Origin of the sequence: Alkalibacterium putridalgicola, from assembly GCF_040959045.1 — a bacterium.
Taxonomy (GTDB): Bacteria; Bacillota; Bacilli; order Lactobacillales; family Carnobacteriaceae_A; genus Alkalibacterium; species Alkalibacterium putridalgicola.
Map to the genome: position 1 here is coordinate 565410 of NZ_CP162615.1, position 14513 is coordinate 579922.

15 protein-coding genes are annotated in these 14513 nt (G+C 44.0%); all 15 read left to right on the forward strand.

The annotated features are described in order from the left end of the window. The first annotated feature begins 59 nt into the window (after positions 1-59). The 15 genes from AB4027_RS02875 to AB4027_RS02945 all read left to right on the forward strand — a co-directional run bounded on the left by AB4027_RS02875 (position 60) and on the right by AB4027_RS02945 (position 14510). The gene (locus AB4027_RS02875) at positions 60-1001 is read left to right on the forward strand and encodes an NADP-dependent oxidoreductase (RefSeq protein ID WP_091486668.1); all 942 of its coding nucleotides are present in this window, start codon (positions 60-62) and stop codon (positions 999-1001) included. Between the two features lie 365 nt (positions 1002-1366). After that, positions 1367-1996, forward strand: coding sequence for a dTMP kinase (gene tmk / locus AB4027_RS02880; protein ID WP_091486666.1), 630 nt, complete (start codon positions 1367-1369; stop codon positions 1994-1996). Between the two features lie 45 nt (positions 1997-2041). Further along, entirely contained in the window at positions 2042-2371 is a 330-nt protein-coding gene (locus AB4027_RS02885; RefSeq protein ID WP_091486664.1) for a cyclic-di-AMP receptor, read from the forward strand. A gap of 18 nt (positions 2372-2389) precedes the next feature. Next, the gene (gene holB / locus AB4027_RS02890; RefSeq protein ID WP_368645895.1) at positions 2390-3382 is read left to right on the forward strand and encodes a DNA polymerase III subunit delta'; all 993 of its coding nucleotides are present in this window, start codon (positions 2390-2392) and stop codon (positions 3380-3382) included. A 135-nt stretch (positions 3383-3517) separates the two neighbouring features. Then, positions 3518-3862: a DNA replication initiation control protein YabA gene (locus AB4027_RS02895; RefSeq protein ID WP_091486657.1), complete on the forward strand. Its 345-nt coding sequence runs from the start codon at positions 3518-3520 to the stop codon at positions 3860-3862. A gap of 266 nt (positions 3863-4128) precedes the next feature. After that, a complete protein-coding gene (gene nrdH / locus AB4027_RS02900; protein ID WP_091486654.1) occupies positions 4129-4362 on the forward strand; it encodes a glutaredoxin-like protein NrdH in 234 nt (77 codons plus the stop codon). Between the two features lie 4 nt (positions 4363-4366). Then, positions 4367-4750, forward strand: a complete 384-nt coding sequence (locus AB4027_RS02905; RefSeq protein ID WP_091486652.1) for a class Ib ribonucleoside-diphosphate reductase assembly flavoprotein NrdI — start codon at positions 4367-4369, stop codon at positions 4748-4750. After that, positions 4719-6911: a class 1b ribonucleoside-diphosphate reductase subunit alpha gene (gene nrdE, locus AB4027_RS02910; protein ID WP_368645896.1), complete on the forward strand. Its 2193-nt coding sequence runs from the start codon at positions 4719-4721 to the stop codon at positions 6909-6911. Before AB4027_RS02905 ends, nrdE begins: the two co-directional genes overlap by 32 nt. A gap of 71 nt (positions 6912-6982) precedes the next feature. After that, positions 6983-7948, forward strand: a complete 966-nt coding sequence (gene nrdF, locus AB4027_RS02915; RefSeq protein ID WP_368645897.1) for a class 1b ribonucleoside-diphosphate reductase subunit beta — start codon at positions 6983-6985, stop codon at positions 7946-7948. Positions 7949-8083: 135 nt separating this feature from the next. After that, positions 8084-10279: an anaerobic ribonucleoside-triphosphate reductase gene (gene nrdD, locus AB4027_RS02920; protein WP_368645898.1), complete on the forward strand. Its 2196-nt coding sequence runs from the start codon at positions 8084-8086 to the stop codon at positions 10277-10279. Next, a complete protein-coding gene (gene nrdG / locus AB4027_RS02925; RefSeq protein ID WP_368645899.1) occupies positions 10269-10829 on the forward strand; it encodes an anaerobic ribonucleoside-triphosphate reductase activating protein in 561 nt (186 codons plus the stop codon). Before nrdD ends, nrdG begins: the two co-directional genes overlap by 11 nt. Positions 10830-11710: 881 nt before the next feature. Beyond that, entirely contained in the window at positions 11711-12463 is a 753-nt protein-coding gene (locus AB4027_RS02930; RefSeq protein WP_368645900.1) for a tRNA1(Val) (adenine(37)-N6)-methyltransferase, read from the forward strand. Then, positions 12456-12803, forward strand: a complete 348-nt coding sequence (locus tag AB4027_RS02935; protein WP_091486639.1) for a GIY-YIG nuclease family protein — start codon at positions 12456-12458, stop codon at positions 12801-12803. Before AB4027_RS02930 ends, AB4027_RS02935 begins: the two co-directional genes overlap by 8 nt. Then, positions 12781-13659: a 16S rRNA (cytidine(1402)-2'-O)-methyltransferase gene (gene rsmI, locus AB4027_RS02940; RefSeq protein WP_368646396.1), complete on the forward strand. Its 879-nt coding sequence runs from the start codon at positions 12781-12783 to the stop codon at positions 13657-13659. Before AB4027_RS02935 ends, rsmI begins: the two co-directional genes overlap by 23 nt. 20 nt (positions 13660-13679) lie before the next feature. Next, a complete protein-coding gene (locus AB4027_RS02945; RefSeq protein WP_091486636.1) occupies positions 13680-14510 on the forward strand; it encodes a hypothetical protein in 831 nt (276 codons plus the stop codon). Positions 14511-14513 lie beyond the last annotated feature (3 nt).

Sequence of the window (14513 nt, forward strand, 5' to 3'; positions counted from 1 at the left end):
TACACTTATTATTTGTAAGAAGTTATGACATTCTCAGTATGAATATGGAGGAGAAGCAAATGAAAGCTATTATTATCGAAGAATATGGTGGAAAAGAAAAATTGAAAGAAGCAGAAGTACCGATGCCTACACCGAAGGAACATCAAGTTGTGGTAAAAGTCAAAGCCACCTCGATCAACCCTATTGATTGGAAGTTAAGAGAAGGTTACCTCAAGCAAATGCTTCCTTGGGACTTCCCGATTATTTTAGGTTGGGATGTTGCAGGCGAAGTATATGAGATTGGCAGTAAAGTTACTGGCTGGAAAACTGGTGATCGGGTGTTTGCACGACCTGAAACCACTCGATTCGGCACATATGCTGAGTATACTGCGGTGGACGATCATTTGCTTGCTCCTATTCCTGAAAATGTTTCGTTTGAGGAAGCTGCTGCTGTTCCTTTAGCGGGACTGACTGCTTTTCAGGCTCTATTTGATTATGGTAAATTGGCAGCTGGAGAAAAAATCCTCATTCACGCAGGGGCCGGTGGCGTCGGCACATATGCTGTCCAGCTGGCAAAAAATAAAGGCGCCTTTGTTATCTCTACAGCAAGCGGTAAAAACAAAGAGTTACTGATGGACTTAGGTGTCGATCAGTTCATTGATTATCGAAAGGAAGAATTCAGCGAGCTGTTAAACAGCGTAGATATGGTTTTTGATACAATCGGCGGTGAAGTTCTGAAAGACAGTTTTAAAGTTGTGAAACCTCATACAGGCAGAATTGTTTCCATAGTTGCAGAAGCAGAAGAAGAGTGGATTGAGAAAGCCGATGTCACATTTAATAATATTTGGCTGACACCGAATGGAGAGCAGCTAAAAGAACTTGCCGATTTGATGGAGCAAGGGAATCTAAGATCCGTGATCGGTTCGACCTTTCCCTTGAGTGAAAAAGGAATATACAAAGCTCATGAATTGAGTGAAACGCATCATGCCGTGGGGAAAATCGTTATTAAATCAGAGGGATAAGACTAAAAAAAGGTATAACGTTCGACAAAAAACGGCTGTCTGATACAGTCGTTTTTTGTCGGTTATCTTTAGATGAAAAGCGATGATATCCAAAAGTCTTATTTTGTCACAGCGTGATGATCTATTCTATACAATGAATTGAATTGGACAGGATATAGATATATAGTCGCGCAATCATTATGGAAAAATGGAGCTGATTTTTTTATGAAAGTTCAATGCTTGAGGCTACCTAAGCTTTTAGAAAAATAGTGACTAATACGTTCACTATTTAGTATCCATGGATGGAACTCTTTTTTAGAATAGACAACACTGTACTATCTAACGTATAATGAAGGTAGAATCGAGTTATAGATGGAGGAAGTTTTGTGAGTGGATTATTTATCACGATCGAAGGACCGGATGGTGCAGGAAAATCGAGTGTTGTAAAACGGTTAGTCGAAGCAATAAAGCAGACCACCACCAGACCTTTAGTCGTTACAAGAGAGCCGGGAGGCAGCGAAATAGCTGAAAGAATAAGAGCTATCTTGCTGGATCCGATACATACGAACATGGATGACCGAACTGAAGCCCTTTTGCTGGCAGCCGGGCGACGTCAGCATGTTGTGGAAAAAATCAATCCTGCACTACAAAGAGGAGATATCGTACTATGTGACCGATTTGTAGACAGTTCTATCGCCTACCAGGGTCAGGCTAGAGGGATCGGGATCAAAGAAGTCAAGGCAATAAATGAATTTGCCATCGAAGGATTGAGACCAGATCTGACGATCTATTTAGACGTGGATGCAGAAGTTGGGCTTAATCGAATAAAAGATAAAAATTCCAACCGCACGCAAGACCGCCTTGAGCTGGAAGAAGTGGCCTTTCATGAAGAAGTGAGAAAAGGTTATCTGGCTTTGATCGAGGCAGAACCCAATCGTTTTGTCACGGTAGATGCGAGTCAGTCTGAAGAAAAAGTATTTGAGGATGTATGGAAAATCGTTAAGGCAAGAATCTGAAAATCTAAGCATGATAGAGCGGTTCATAAGAGAGGATGAAGTAAGATGAAATTAGTCGTAGCAATCGTACAGAATCAGGATAGTAAGCGTCTGGCGGATGAGTTTGTTGAAAATGGTATCCGGGCAACGAAATTATCTTCTACAGGCGGATTCTTGAGAGCAGGGAACACTACATTCTTAATGGGTGTCGAGGACAGAAAGGTTGATGAGACGCTTGAACTGATCAAAGAAAACTGTTCAACGCGCAGTCAAACCATGATGAGCCCACCGTCTTACGACTTCACGCTGGAATCGGATCTGACATATCCAGTAAATGTTGAAGTTGGCGGTGCCACGATTTTTGTTTTACCGATCGATCAATTTTTACAATTCTAAACGCAAGGGAGACGAGCAATGTCTACCACAACAATCAAACAGCCGAGCATTCAGCGGCTGTTTCTTCAGTTAATTAAAAAAGATAACCTGCAGCATGCCTATTTATTTGACGGCAAGACAGGCACAGGTAAAAAAGAGACGGCGTTATGGATAGCTCAGAGTTTGTTCTGTCAGAACTTTTCTGATGGCCCCTGCGGAGAATGTCATACGTGTCAGCGGATCGCTTCTCACCAGCATCCCGATGTCATCGAGTTGGAGCCGGAGGGCTTGTCGATCAAAATCGGCCAGGTTAGAGGATTAAAGCAGGAATTTACCAGAAGCGGGATGGAAGGCAGAAAGAAACTGGTGATGGTGAAAGATGTCGAAAAGATGACGACTCAGGCGGCCAACAGTCTGTTGAAGTTTCTGGAAGAGCCGGATGGTGATATCGTCGTCATATTAATGACGACCGCAAAGCATCAGCTGCTGCCAACGATACTATCCCGTGTCCAGCTGATCCATTTCCCTCAGCTGTCAAAAGAACACCGGATGCAGGCTCTGGAAGAAGCCGGTTTGTCTAAGGAACGGGCGTCTGTACTGAGTCAGTTGACCAGTGATACAGAACAGGCCCTTGAACTGTCGGAAAATGAAAATCTTACTGCTTTAATAGAGGCTGTGTGGAAATGGTATGTAGCCTTTTCTAAAAAAGATGATCAGGCCTTCATTTATGTTCACACGGATATCATGCCTCTGGTTAAGGAAAAAGCAGAATATCATCGGGTCCTGGATCTCTTTCTGGTCATTTTACAGGATATACTGAATACTCAGCTTTCAAAAGACTATGCTGTCGGTTATCTGAAGTATCAGACTAGGATCCAGGAAGAAGCTGATCGATTAAGTGCAGTGACACTTGCCGACCTGATGGACATCATTCTGACAGGAAAAAAATATCTGGACAGTAATGTTGCCGCACAGGGCGTATTTGAAATGTCTGCTCTAAAAATGCTGGCAGCTATGAAAAGATCTCTGTAGAAATTTAATAAGATATTGTGTACATTTGGCTTTTTTATGGTAATCATGGTATGCTAGGTAAAGATGTAAGAGGACATTTCTTCGGTCCATGCATCACTAACAAATAAGCTAAGAAGAGTAAAGAAGTGGTGAAAAATGGATAAAAAAGAATTGCATGATACGTTTTCTGAGCTGGAGTCCCAAGCAGAAGCCACGTTAAGTACAATCAAGAATATCAAAGAAGAATTATCTCACTTAACCGAAGAAAACAATGTGCTGCGAATGGAAAACCAACATCTCAGAGATCGCTTAGCAGAAATAATAAAACAGCAGTCGATCGAGAAACAAATGACTGATTCTGGTATGACAAAGTCTCGCTTGAATCTTGAAAAAATATATGAAGACGGCTTTCATGTCTGTAATTTATTTTATGGCTCAAGAAGAGATGGCGATGAGCCCTGTGCATTTTGTCTGGAAGTCATCTACGGTGAACGAAGATAAATGTATATCAACTATTCGAAAAAATTTAATTAGAACCCTTCCTTGATGCAGTATAACTGCAGTGTGAGGAAGGTTTTTTCTGTACCCAAAACACTATATGTTGTATGTGTTATACATTATTTTGGCATATGTAGTGTGTTCCCCTTGATTTTGAAAATGACTGATGTAAAATAAGGTTATCGAACAGGGAGATGGATCAGACGGAAACTTACTGAAAAACCGTGACATCTTGTTGTCTCAGAACATGGATAATGGAGGTAATTATAATGCAAGAATCATCAGTGATCGTTTATTCAAAACCGAATTGTATGCAATGTCAATTTACAAAAAAATATCTGGAGAATAAGGGAATACCCTTTGAAGAAAAAGATGTGGAACAGAATGGTGAAGCTATTGATGAAGTGAAAAAAATGGGGTTCAGCTCGCTGCCAGTTGTCATAGCAGAAGGCATTGAAGCTTTTAATGGTTTCAGACCCGATATACTGAACAGATTGGCTTAGCAATATGAAAGTGGTCTTTTTTACACTGACTGGTCAGACACGTAAGTTTGTAGAGAAGCTGAGAATGGATGTACTGGAATTAAATCCGGCAGATCCGTTTGTTAAAATGAATGAACCTTTTATCATAGTAACGCCTACTTATGACAAAGAAGTCACTGAAATATGGGACGACTTTCTTGAGACCGGAGAGAATAGTCAATGGTTAAAAGGAGTCGCGGGGGGAGGAAATATAAACTTTGGTCAACTGTACGTCTTCACGGCCAAAGATATCGCACAGGACTATAACGTGCCCTTACTCCATCGATTCGAATTTCAGGGGAATGATGAAGACGTTTTGAAATTAAAGAAAGTGGTGAATGACCTTGGTATCGACCAGCACACGAAATGAAAAGTCAAAAGAAGTAACTTATTTTAGACTCAACAATGAAATCAACCGGCCTGTAGATAATCAGATACCTTTGCATAAAGATCAGGAAGCAGTCCAGGCTTTCTTCAAAGAACATATCGATCCAAACACTGTCCCTTTCGATAGTGTCAAAGCAAAACTGACTTACTTAATGACTCATGACTTTATCGAGAGGGAATTTATTGAAAAGTATTCAGAAGCGTTTCTCGATCGGTTGTTTGAAGAGTTGTATGCCAAGCAATTCCGTTTCCGCTCGTTCATGGGCGCATATAAGTTTTACACACAGTACGCGCTGAAAACCAACGACGGCAAGCAGTATCTGGAACGCTTTGAGGACCGGATCGCCTTCAATGCCTTGTATCTGGCAGATGGTGATGAGGGGCTGGCCAGTCATATTGCTGAGGAGATCATCAACCAGCGTTATCAGCCGGCCACACCGACATTTTTGAACGCCGGACGTAAGCGACGGGGCGAATTTGTGTCCTGTTTTCTGATCCAGACGATGGATGATATGAACAGTATCGGCCGCACGATCAACTCGGCACTTCAGCTGTCACGCATCGGTGGAGGTGTCGGAGTGAACCTGACGAATCTGAGAGCAGCGGGGGATCCGATCAAGCACATCGAGAATGCTTCAAGTGGGGTCTTGCCTGTCATGAAACTTTTAGAAGACAGTTTCAGCTATTCCAATCAGCTTGGACAGCGTAACGGGGCTGGAGCGGTCTATTTGAACGTCTTCCATCCGGATATCCTGCGTTTCTTATCAACCAAAAAAGAAAATGCAGATGAAAAAGTACGTGTCAAAACGCTGTCTTTAGGTCTTGTGGTACCGGACAAGTTTTATGAACTGGCTGCTGAAAATAAAGAAATGTATCTTTTCAGCCCCTACGATGTCGAACGCCTCTACGGCAAGCCATTTTCATATGTGGATATTTCTGAAGAATACGACAAGCTGGTCGCTGACCCGGAAATAAGAAAAACGAAAATCAATGCACGTGAACTCGAAAATGAAATCTCCAAACTTCAGCAGGAATCCGGCTATCCTTATATCATCAATATCGACACAGCGAACCGGGAAAATCCGGTACATGGCACGATAACGATGAGCAATTTATGCAGCGAGATCCTGCAGATCCAGGAACCTTCCATAATTAAAGATAATCAGGAATATGAAGTGATGGGGACCGACATCAGCTGCAACTTAGGCTCAACGAATGTCGTCAACTTGATGAATACGCCTGACTTTGAACAGTCGATCAATACGATGGTCCGGGCGCTCACCTATGTGACTGACCATTCGAGTATCGATGCGGTGCCGACTGTGAAAAACGGGAATGACAAGTACCATACGATCGGTTTGGGCGCTATGGGGATGCACACGTTTTTTGCGTTGAATCAAATGCATTATGGTTCGCCGGAATCGATCGAATTCACGGATGTCTACTTCATGCTGCTGAATTACTACACATTGAAAGCCAGTAATGAAATGGCTAGAGAACGGCAAGAAGTGTTCCATAACTTTGAAAAATCGGATTATGCCTCAGGGAAGTACTTCGACAAGTATACTGAAAAATCCTTTACCTTCGAACACGAAAAAGTCGAGCACCTGTTCAATGATCGTGGTATTGCTGTTCCGTCTAAAGCAGACTGGGAACAGCTGAAAATTGATGTTCAAAAATACGGTCTCTATCATCAGAACCGTCTGGCTGTAGCGCCGACAGGATCCATCAGTTATGTGAATGAGACTTCTGCCAGCCTGCATCCGATCACGCGCTTAGTGGAGGAACGTCAGGAAAAACTGACTGGGAAGACCTATTACCCGGCCCCCTACTTATCCAATGAAACGATGCCTTATTACACCAGTGCCTATGATATGGATATGCGTAAAGTCATCGATGTGTATGCAGCGGCTCAAAAACATGTGGATCAGGGGATGAGCCTGACACTCTTTATGCGTTCGGCGATTCCAGAAGGCTTGTATGAATGGAAAGAAGGGCGCACCAATAAACAGACGACCCGGGATCTGACTATTCTGAGACACTATGCCCATAAAAAAGGTGTGAAGTCGATCTATTACGTGCGAACCTTTACCGATGACGAAGAAGAAATCGGAGCCAACGCCTGTGAAAGTTGTACGATTTAACAGGAGAAATATCTGGTAGGAAAATAGAAGAGGCCGCATCAGGTCTTTTCCTGAATAAAGGAGAATCAAATATGACAGCAGAAGCATATAAAGCCATCAACTGGAATCGGATCGATGATATGATCGATAAACTGACCTGGGAAAAGCTGGTGGAACAGTTCTGGACGGATACCCGGATCCCGCTTTCCAATGACTTGAGTGACTGGAACACGTTGCCGTTAAACGAACGGGAAATGATCGCCAAAGTGTTTGGGGGATTGACGCTCCTGGATACACTGCAGTCACAGGACGGGATCGAGGCCCTCAAGAAAAGCAGCCGGACTCAGCATGAAGAAGCCGTCTATAACAATATCGAATTCATGGAATCCATGCATGCCAAAAGTTACAGTGCCATTTTCAGTACGTTGAATACACAAGCTGAAATAGATGAAATTTTTGAATGGACGCATACCAATCCGATGCTTCAGAAAAAAGCGCAGATCATTAACGATATCTATCAGGAAGGGACGGATCTGCAGAAGAAAGTAGCAAGTGTCCTGCTTGAGTCGTTCCTGTTTTATTCAGGTTTCTATGCTCCGCTTTATTATCTCGGTAACAGCAAGCTGACGAATGTCGCGGAGATCATCAAGCTGATCCTTCGTGATGAATCGGTCCATGGTACCTATATCGGATACAAGTTTCAAGTGGGCTATAATCAGCTGGATGAAACAGAGCAGGAAGAGCTGAAGAACTGGGCCTATGACTTACTGTTCAGACTCTACGAAAATGAAATAGAGTATACGGGTCATTTGTATGATGACATCGGCTGGACGGATAGTGTGGGTATCTTTTTAAGATACAATGCCAACAAAGCGCTGCAGAACCTCGGTTTTGATCCCTTGTTCCCTGATACGGCACAAGACGTCGACCCGATCATCATGAATGGGATCTCGACAGGGACCAGCAATCACGATTTCTTCTCCCAAGTCGGGAATGGTTATTTAGTGGGTATGGTCGAATCCATGGAAGACAGCGACTACGAGAAGTGGATGAGTTAAGCAGCATCAATGACGTTTACAGGCGTTTCTCTAAAGGGGAAACGCTTGAAACTGATTTGAAAACGTACATATATTTTTTTAGATATATTTGTGAATGATTGAATAAGCGAGTGTAAATCAGAGGAGGAAAGCCACATGCAGAACGTAGATATGGCAAAGGAAGGAACAACAAAAGAATATAATATATCAGTCGTAAAAAAACGAGACGGCAGAGTACAGACGTACGACCGGAGGAAAATCACAGAAGCCTTGTTTCAGGCTGTGCAGCAGCTGGATCTGGATTTTTCGTTTAGTGACTTGAAAGGGATCTCTTTGGAAGTCGAAAAGATCATTCTCAGCAATGATGAATCGGATATCGATACGAAAGCAATCGATTTTGTCGTGCTGGACGTTCTCAAGCAGCACGGTTTTCTGGACCTTGTCGAAGGGTATATTCAACGAAGAGAAGACAAAGAAAAAAAGCGTGAGAACAGGCGTGATGTAAATGCCATGATCGACAGTTTACTGAAACAGGACAAAGCCATTGTCAATGAAAATGCCAATAAGGACAGTAAAGTCTTTAACACACAGCGTGATCTGACGGCAGGGATCGTCGGCAAAGCCCTTGGACTGAAACTGCTGCCTTCGCATGTCGCAAATGCCCATGAAAAAGGGGATATCCATTACCATGATCTGGATTATACCCCTTATTCTCCCATGAGCAACTGCTGTCTGATCGACTTTGAAAATATGTTTGAGAACGGCTTTCAAATCGGTAATGCGGAAGTCGATTCACCGCGGTCCATCCAGACGGCTACCGCTCAAACTGCTCAAATCATTGCAAATGTGGCTTCAAGTCAGTACGGTGGATGCAGCTTCGACCGGGTGGATGAGGTGCTGGCTCCTTATGCCGAATTGAACTTTGAAAAACATTTAAACACAGCCAGGGAGTGGATCGAAGGTCAGGATAAGCAGCAAGCTTTCGCTGTTGAAAAGACGAAAAAAGATATCTATGATGCCATGCAGAGTCTGGAATATGAAATCAATACGCTTTATACCAGTCAGGGACAGACACCGTTCACCAGTTTAGGGTTCGGACTGGGTAAAAGCTGGATCGAACGAGAAATCCAAAAAGCGATACTGACGGTTCGTATCAAGGGACTGGGTAAAGAAAAACGGACAGCCATTTTCCCTAAACTGATTTTCACTTTGAAAAAAGACCTGAATCTGAATGCGGACGATCCAAACTATGATATCAAGCAGCTGGCGCTAGAATGTTCCACTAAACGTATGTATCCCGATATCCTGAGCTACGATAAGATCGTGGAGATCACAGGCAGCTTCAAGACGCCAATGGGCTGTCGCTCCTTCCTGCAGGGATGGAAGAATGAGCAAGGCGAAGATGTCTCTGTGGGACGCATGAATCTTGGGGTCGTAACATTAAATATCCCGCGTATAGCGATGGAATCCAAGGGTGACATCGACCGGTTCAATGCCTTACTGACAGAACGTCTTTCCGTCTTGAAAGATGCCTTGTTGTTCAAGGCGAACCGCGTGATGGAAGCTGAACCCGCAAACGCCCCTATTTTATACATGCACGGGGCATTCGGGGAGCGGTTGACCAAAGAAGATGAGGTGTCAGAGCTGTTTTTGAATAAACGCGCGACGGTCTCATTGGGATATATCGGGCTCTATGAAGCAGCTACTGTTTTTTATGGTCATGAGTGGGAAGATAATGAAGAAGCGAAAGTATTTACGCTGGACATCATGAAAAAATTGAAGAACCACGCAGATGAATGGGGTCAGGAAAGCGGTCTGCATGTCAGTGTCTACTCAACACCAAGCGAAAGTCTGACAGACCGTTTCTGCCAGCTGGATCTTGAAAAATTCGGTGATGTCTCCGATATAACGGACAAAGGATACTACACGAACAGCTTCCATTATGATGTACGGAAAAACCCGACGCCTTTTGAAAAGATCGACTTCGAGAAAGACTATGCTCAGTATACGGGGGGCGGCTTCATCCACTACTGTGAATACCCTAAACTGCAGACGAATCCCAAAGCTCTGGAAGCTGTCTGGGATTACGCTTATGATCGCATTGGTTATCTTGGTACGAACACTCCGATCGATCACTGTTATGAATGTGGCTTTGAAGGAGAATTCAGACCGACAGAAAATGGCTTCAAATGTCCACAATGCGGCAATACCAATGCTGAAACCTGTGATGTGGTCAAGAGGACCTGCGGGTATCTGGGCAATCCTCAGAAACGGCCGATGGTCGACGGACGTCATAAAGAGATCTCGTCTCGTACGAAACATATGAAGGGATCTGGTTTAGATGCCAGCTGATCCGATCACGTGGACGTCAGACCGTTTCAGTAAAAACTATGTTGCGGATTATAAACCCTATAATTTTGTGGACGGCGAAGGGGTCAGGTGCAGTTTATATGTCAGCGGCTGCCCCTTTGCCTGCAAAGGCTGTTACAATAAAGCCGCTCAAAACTTTTCTTATGGAAGGCCATATTCTAAAGCTCTGGAAGAACAGATTTTAGAGGACTTGAAAGCCGACTACTGCCAGGGCCTGACCCTGCTGGGCGGTGAACCGTTTCTGAATACCGGCGTGACGGTTCCTTTATGTAAGAAAATCAGAGATTCTTTTGATGATACCAAAGATATCTGGTCCTGGACAGGCTATACCTGGGAAGAACTGATGGCGGGGACGGACGACAAGAAAGCCTTGCTTTCTGTCATCGATGTCCTTGTTGACGGACGGTTCGAACAGGACAAGATGGATCTAAACCTGGCCTTTAGAGGGAGTGCCAACCAGCGGATCATTGATGTGAAAAAGTCTTTAGCCTCCGGGGAAGTCATCCTCTGGAAAAACGGGGAGTATAAATGACCAGAGACTTCAAGAAGGTAGACTTCAATTCAGTCGCCTTCTTGAAGTCTTTTTTTTAGTGATGACTGTCTTGTAAAGGGAAAGTCGACTAGCAGAACCGATAAGTTCCTTAAAACAGTCTGCTGACCGTTGGTTCGGTAATTAGGGATAGATAGGTTACACGTACTTGTCGAATATAGCCAAGTTCGACAAGTACGCTCAGAGAAATCTCACCTAATTGTCGAAGAGAGTCTCTGTTCGGTAACTAGGATAAAAGGAGTTGGGCGTACTTACCGAAGAGAGCCAAGTTCGACAGGTAGCATGAAGATAATCCAATGTACTTACCGAACAAGTAGCACGTTCGACAGTTAGGTATAAAAAGGTTCATTCAAACTGCCGAATAATGCCAAGTTCGGTAGTTAGGGAGAAGAATGTTAGTGTAACGACCGAACAGGCACAGACTCAGCAAGCACCATCGGGCAATATTATGTAAATATTGTATAGTATAGCAAAACGACTTCGTTCCGCTCGGATTCAGACTGGAGCGTCCCATTTGCTTATCTCCCAGAAAATGGTATACTTGTAATTACGTTGAAAGTAAATATGAAGTATAATATAAACACGTTTTAAAGAAATTTATTCACACTGGCGCAACTATGGAGTTGTAAGAACACGATAGAGGTAGGGATCGTGTTGTATAAATGAGAAACTTAGTCATATTCATATGAATGGGAATAATGAAGATTCACTTTAGAAGTATTTATTTTTAATTATAGAAAGCCGCTCACTTGTGAGTGGCTTTTGTCAATTCTACCGTCTTTTTAATTTACATATCACGATAAAACTGACAAGGATTTTTGGTATACTTAATGAAATGATCATAAAGGAAGCAAGGTATTATAATGGAGATTCAATTAAAGGAAGACGAACGCATCGATCAGCTGATGCAGTATGATCTGGAAATCATTCAGAGCCCCTCAGTGTTTTCATTCTCACTGGATGCTGTATTACTGGGTGATTTTGCTAAAGTACCGAAGCATGATCGGGCCAGAGTTGTCGATTTATGTTCAGGCAATGGGGCAGTGGCTCTAATGCTGAGCCAGAAGACGAATAGCAAAGTCGTGGCCATGGAGCTGCAGGAGCGTCTGGTCGATATGGCGGAGCGAAGTATCAAGCTCAACGACTTAGAAGATCAAGTGGAAATGATTCACTCAGACGTGAATCATGCGACCGAACACATCAAAAAAGATTCAGTGGATGTCCTGACCTGTAACCCGCCTTATTTCACGGTGACAGAAGAGAGTCGAAAAAACCCTAACGCCCATCTGGCCATCGCGAGACATGAACTGCATCTGACGTTGAAAGAACTGATGACCGTTTCTGCGGGCCTTCTGAAAACAAAAGGAAAAGCCTATTTCGTGCACAGGCCAGAACGGTTCTTAGAAATCATGGATGAGATGCGGGCAGCCCGACTGGCACCAAAACGCATACGCTTCGTCTATCCGAAACCGGATAGGGAAGCGAATATGCTGCTGATCGAAGGCATCAAACAGGGTAAAGAATCAGGACTGAAAATCTTGCCGCCGCTGTATGTATTCGACGAGAACGGAAATTATTACCCGGAAGTGAGAAGGATGATCTACGGCAATGAGTGAAGCAAAGACAAGTTACTTTTACGTTTTACATTGTAAGGACGGGACACTTTACGGCGGGTATACGACAGACCTTTCCCGAAGACTGAAAGAACACAACGACGGTGTTGGGGCCAAGTATACCCGGCCTAAAAGACGTCGACCGCTAAAGATGATTTACGCAGAAGCGTATGAGACACGCAGTGAAGCAACCAAAGCAGAAGCGGCATTCAAAAAACAGGCACGCACCCAGAAAAACAGATATCTGAAAGAACAAGGTGTGAAGATGCCTTTGAAAAATCAGACGGTGTGTGTCGTGAGAGAGGTGACAGGCAAACATGATCGAGACGCAGAAAAGTTTTGAACAACAGGATAAAGGAACACTCTACTTAGTGCCGACTCCCATAGGCAATCTGGAGGACATGACGTTTCGGGCCGTCAATATTTTAAATGAGGTCGACCTGATCGCCTCAGAAGATACGCGGAACACGCAGAAGCTCCTGAATCACTTTGAGGTAGAAACTACACAGACGAGTTTTCATGAACACAATTCAAAAGAGCGTACACCGCAGCTGATTGAAAAACTCCTAGACGGGCAGTCGATTGCTCAGGTGAGTGATGCAGGCATGCCGTCCATCAGTGACCCCGGAGTAGATTTGGTGAAAGCCGCCGTGGACGCAGGTATCTCTGTTGTACCCTTGCCGGGACCTAATGCCGCACTGACAGCACTGATCGCTTCAGGTTTATCCCCTCAGCCATTCTACTTTCTAGGCTTTTTACCAAGAAAGAAGAAAGACCTGACAGCTGAACTGGAAGAACTGAATAAACGAAAAGAGACCCTCGTCTTTTATGAATCGCCTCATCGTATCAAGCAAGTTGTTGAAGCCATGGCTGGTGTCTTTGGTGCTGAAAGGAAACTTGTTCTGGCACGGGAGGTCACGAAACGCTTTGAAGAATTTATCCGCGGCACGATGGATGAGGTCTACGAATGGTTAAGTGAGGAAAACATCCGTGGTGAATTTGTCATCATCGTCGAAGGGAATGAACATGCGGAAACGGAAGAAGTTAAAGTGTGGGAAAACTGGACGTTGAAAGAGCATGTGGCATTTGTCATGGAAAATGAGTCACTGCCCAGTAAAAAAGCAATCAAGGAAGTAGCACTACTTAGGGATATGCCCAAACGTGAGGTTTATGCCGCTTATCACGAACTGGAAAAATAAATGACAGGGAGGAAATGACAATGAAAAACAAACGACTGATTTTGCCCATGATTGCTTTGAGCCTTGGTTTGGCAGCCTGCCAGGATACCACGGAGGATACAGGAACGGAAACACCGACTGAAGAAACCTCTGATGAAAATGGTTCGACCACTGACAGCGCAACAAGCGGAATCAATGACGATGAAGCTATTCCCACTGAAGGAGAACCATCGGATCCGGATTATGCTTTACTGGAACAGGCCAAAGAGGAGTACTACGGTGGTAATCTGGATGCGGCGTCAGGAACACTTTCAAGACTGCTTCAGAAGGACTTATCAGATAAAGAACTGCTCGAAGCTGAAGCTGAAGATCTGAAAGAAGAAATCAGTCAGCAGCAGGCGGAAGAGGCCAGTGAAACGGCTGAGTCACAAGCGGACTCTGCCTTTAAAGAAGAGCGCCAGTCTGCACTTTTGAGCGAAGAATATAAAGCCGCGACCGGCAAGGACCTGTCTGAAGCCACTGACGAAGAAATTGAAGCCTGGCTGACTGAACGGGATGCAGAAAAAAATGAACCCGCCCAAGGAGAAACAGCTGGGGAAGAGTCTATGCCAGAAAGCAACATGACTCGGGCAGAGGCTGAAAACTATGCCTTTGAACAAGTCATTGAGCGCGCGGAGATCGACGAAGAAAACTACTTCTACTTTGTCAATTATACTGAAGATAACTGGGTCCAGGTGGAGGCCCGTGAATCAGTCGAACAGGACGGTGTCACGTTTTCCAATCTGATCGGCATGTACCGATATAATGTCTCGACAGATGAGATGCAGAAACTGGACGTTATCACTGGTGATTATAATACCATTGAAGAATAGTCT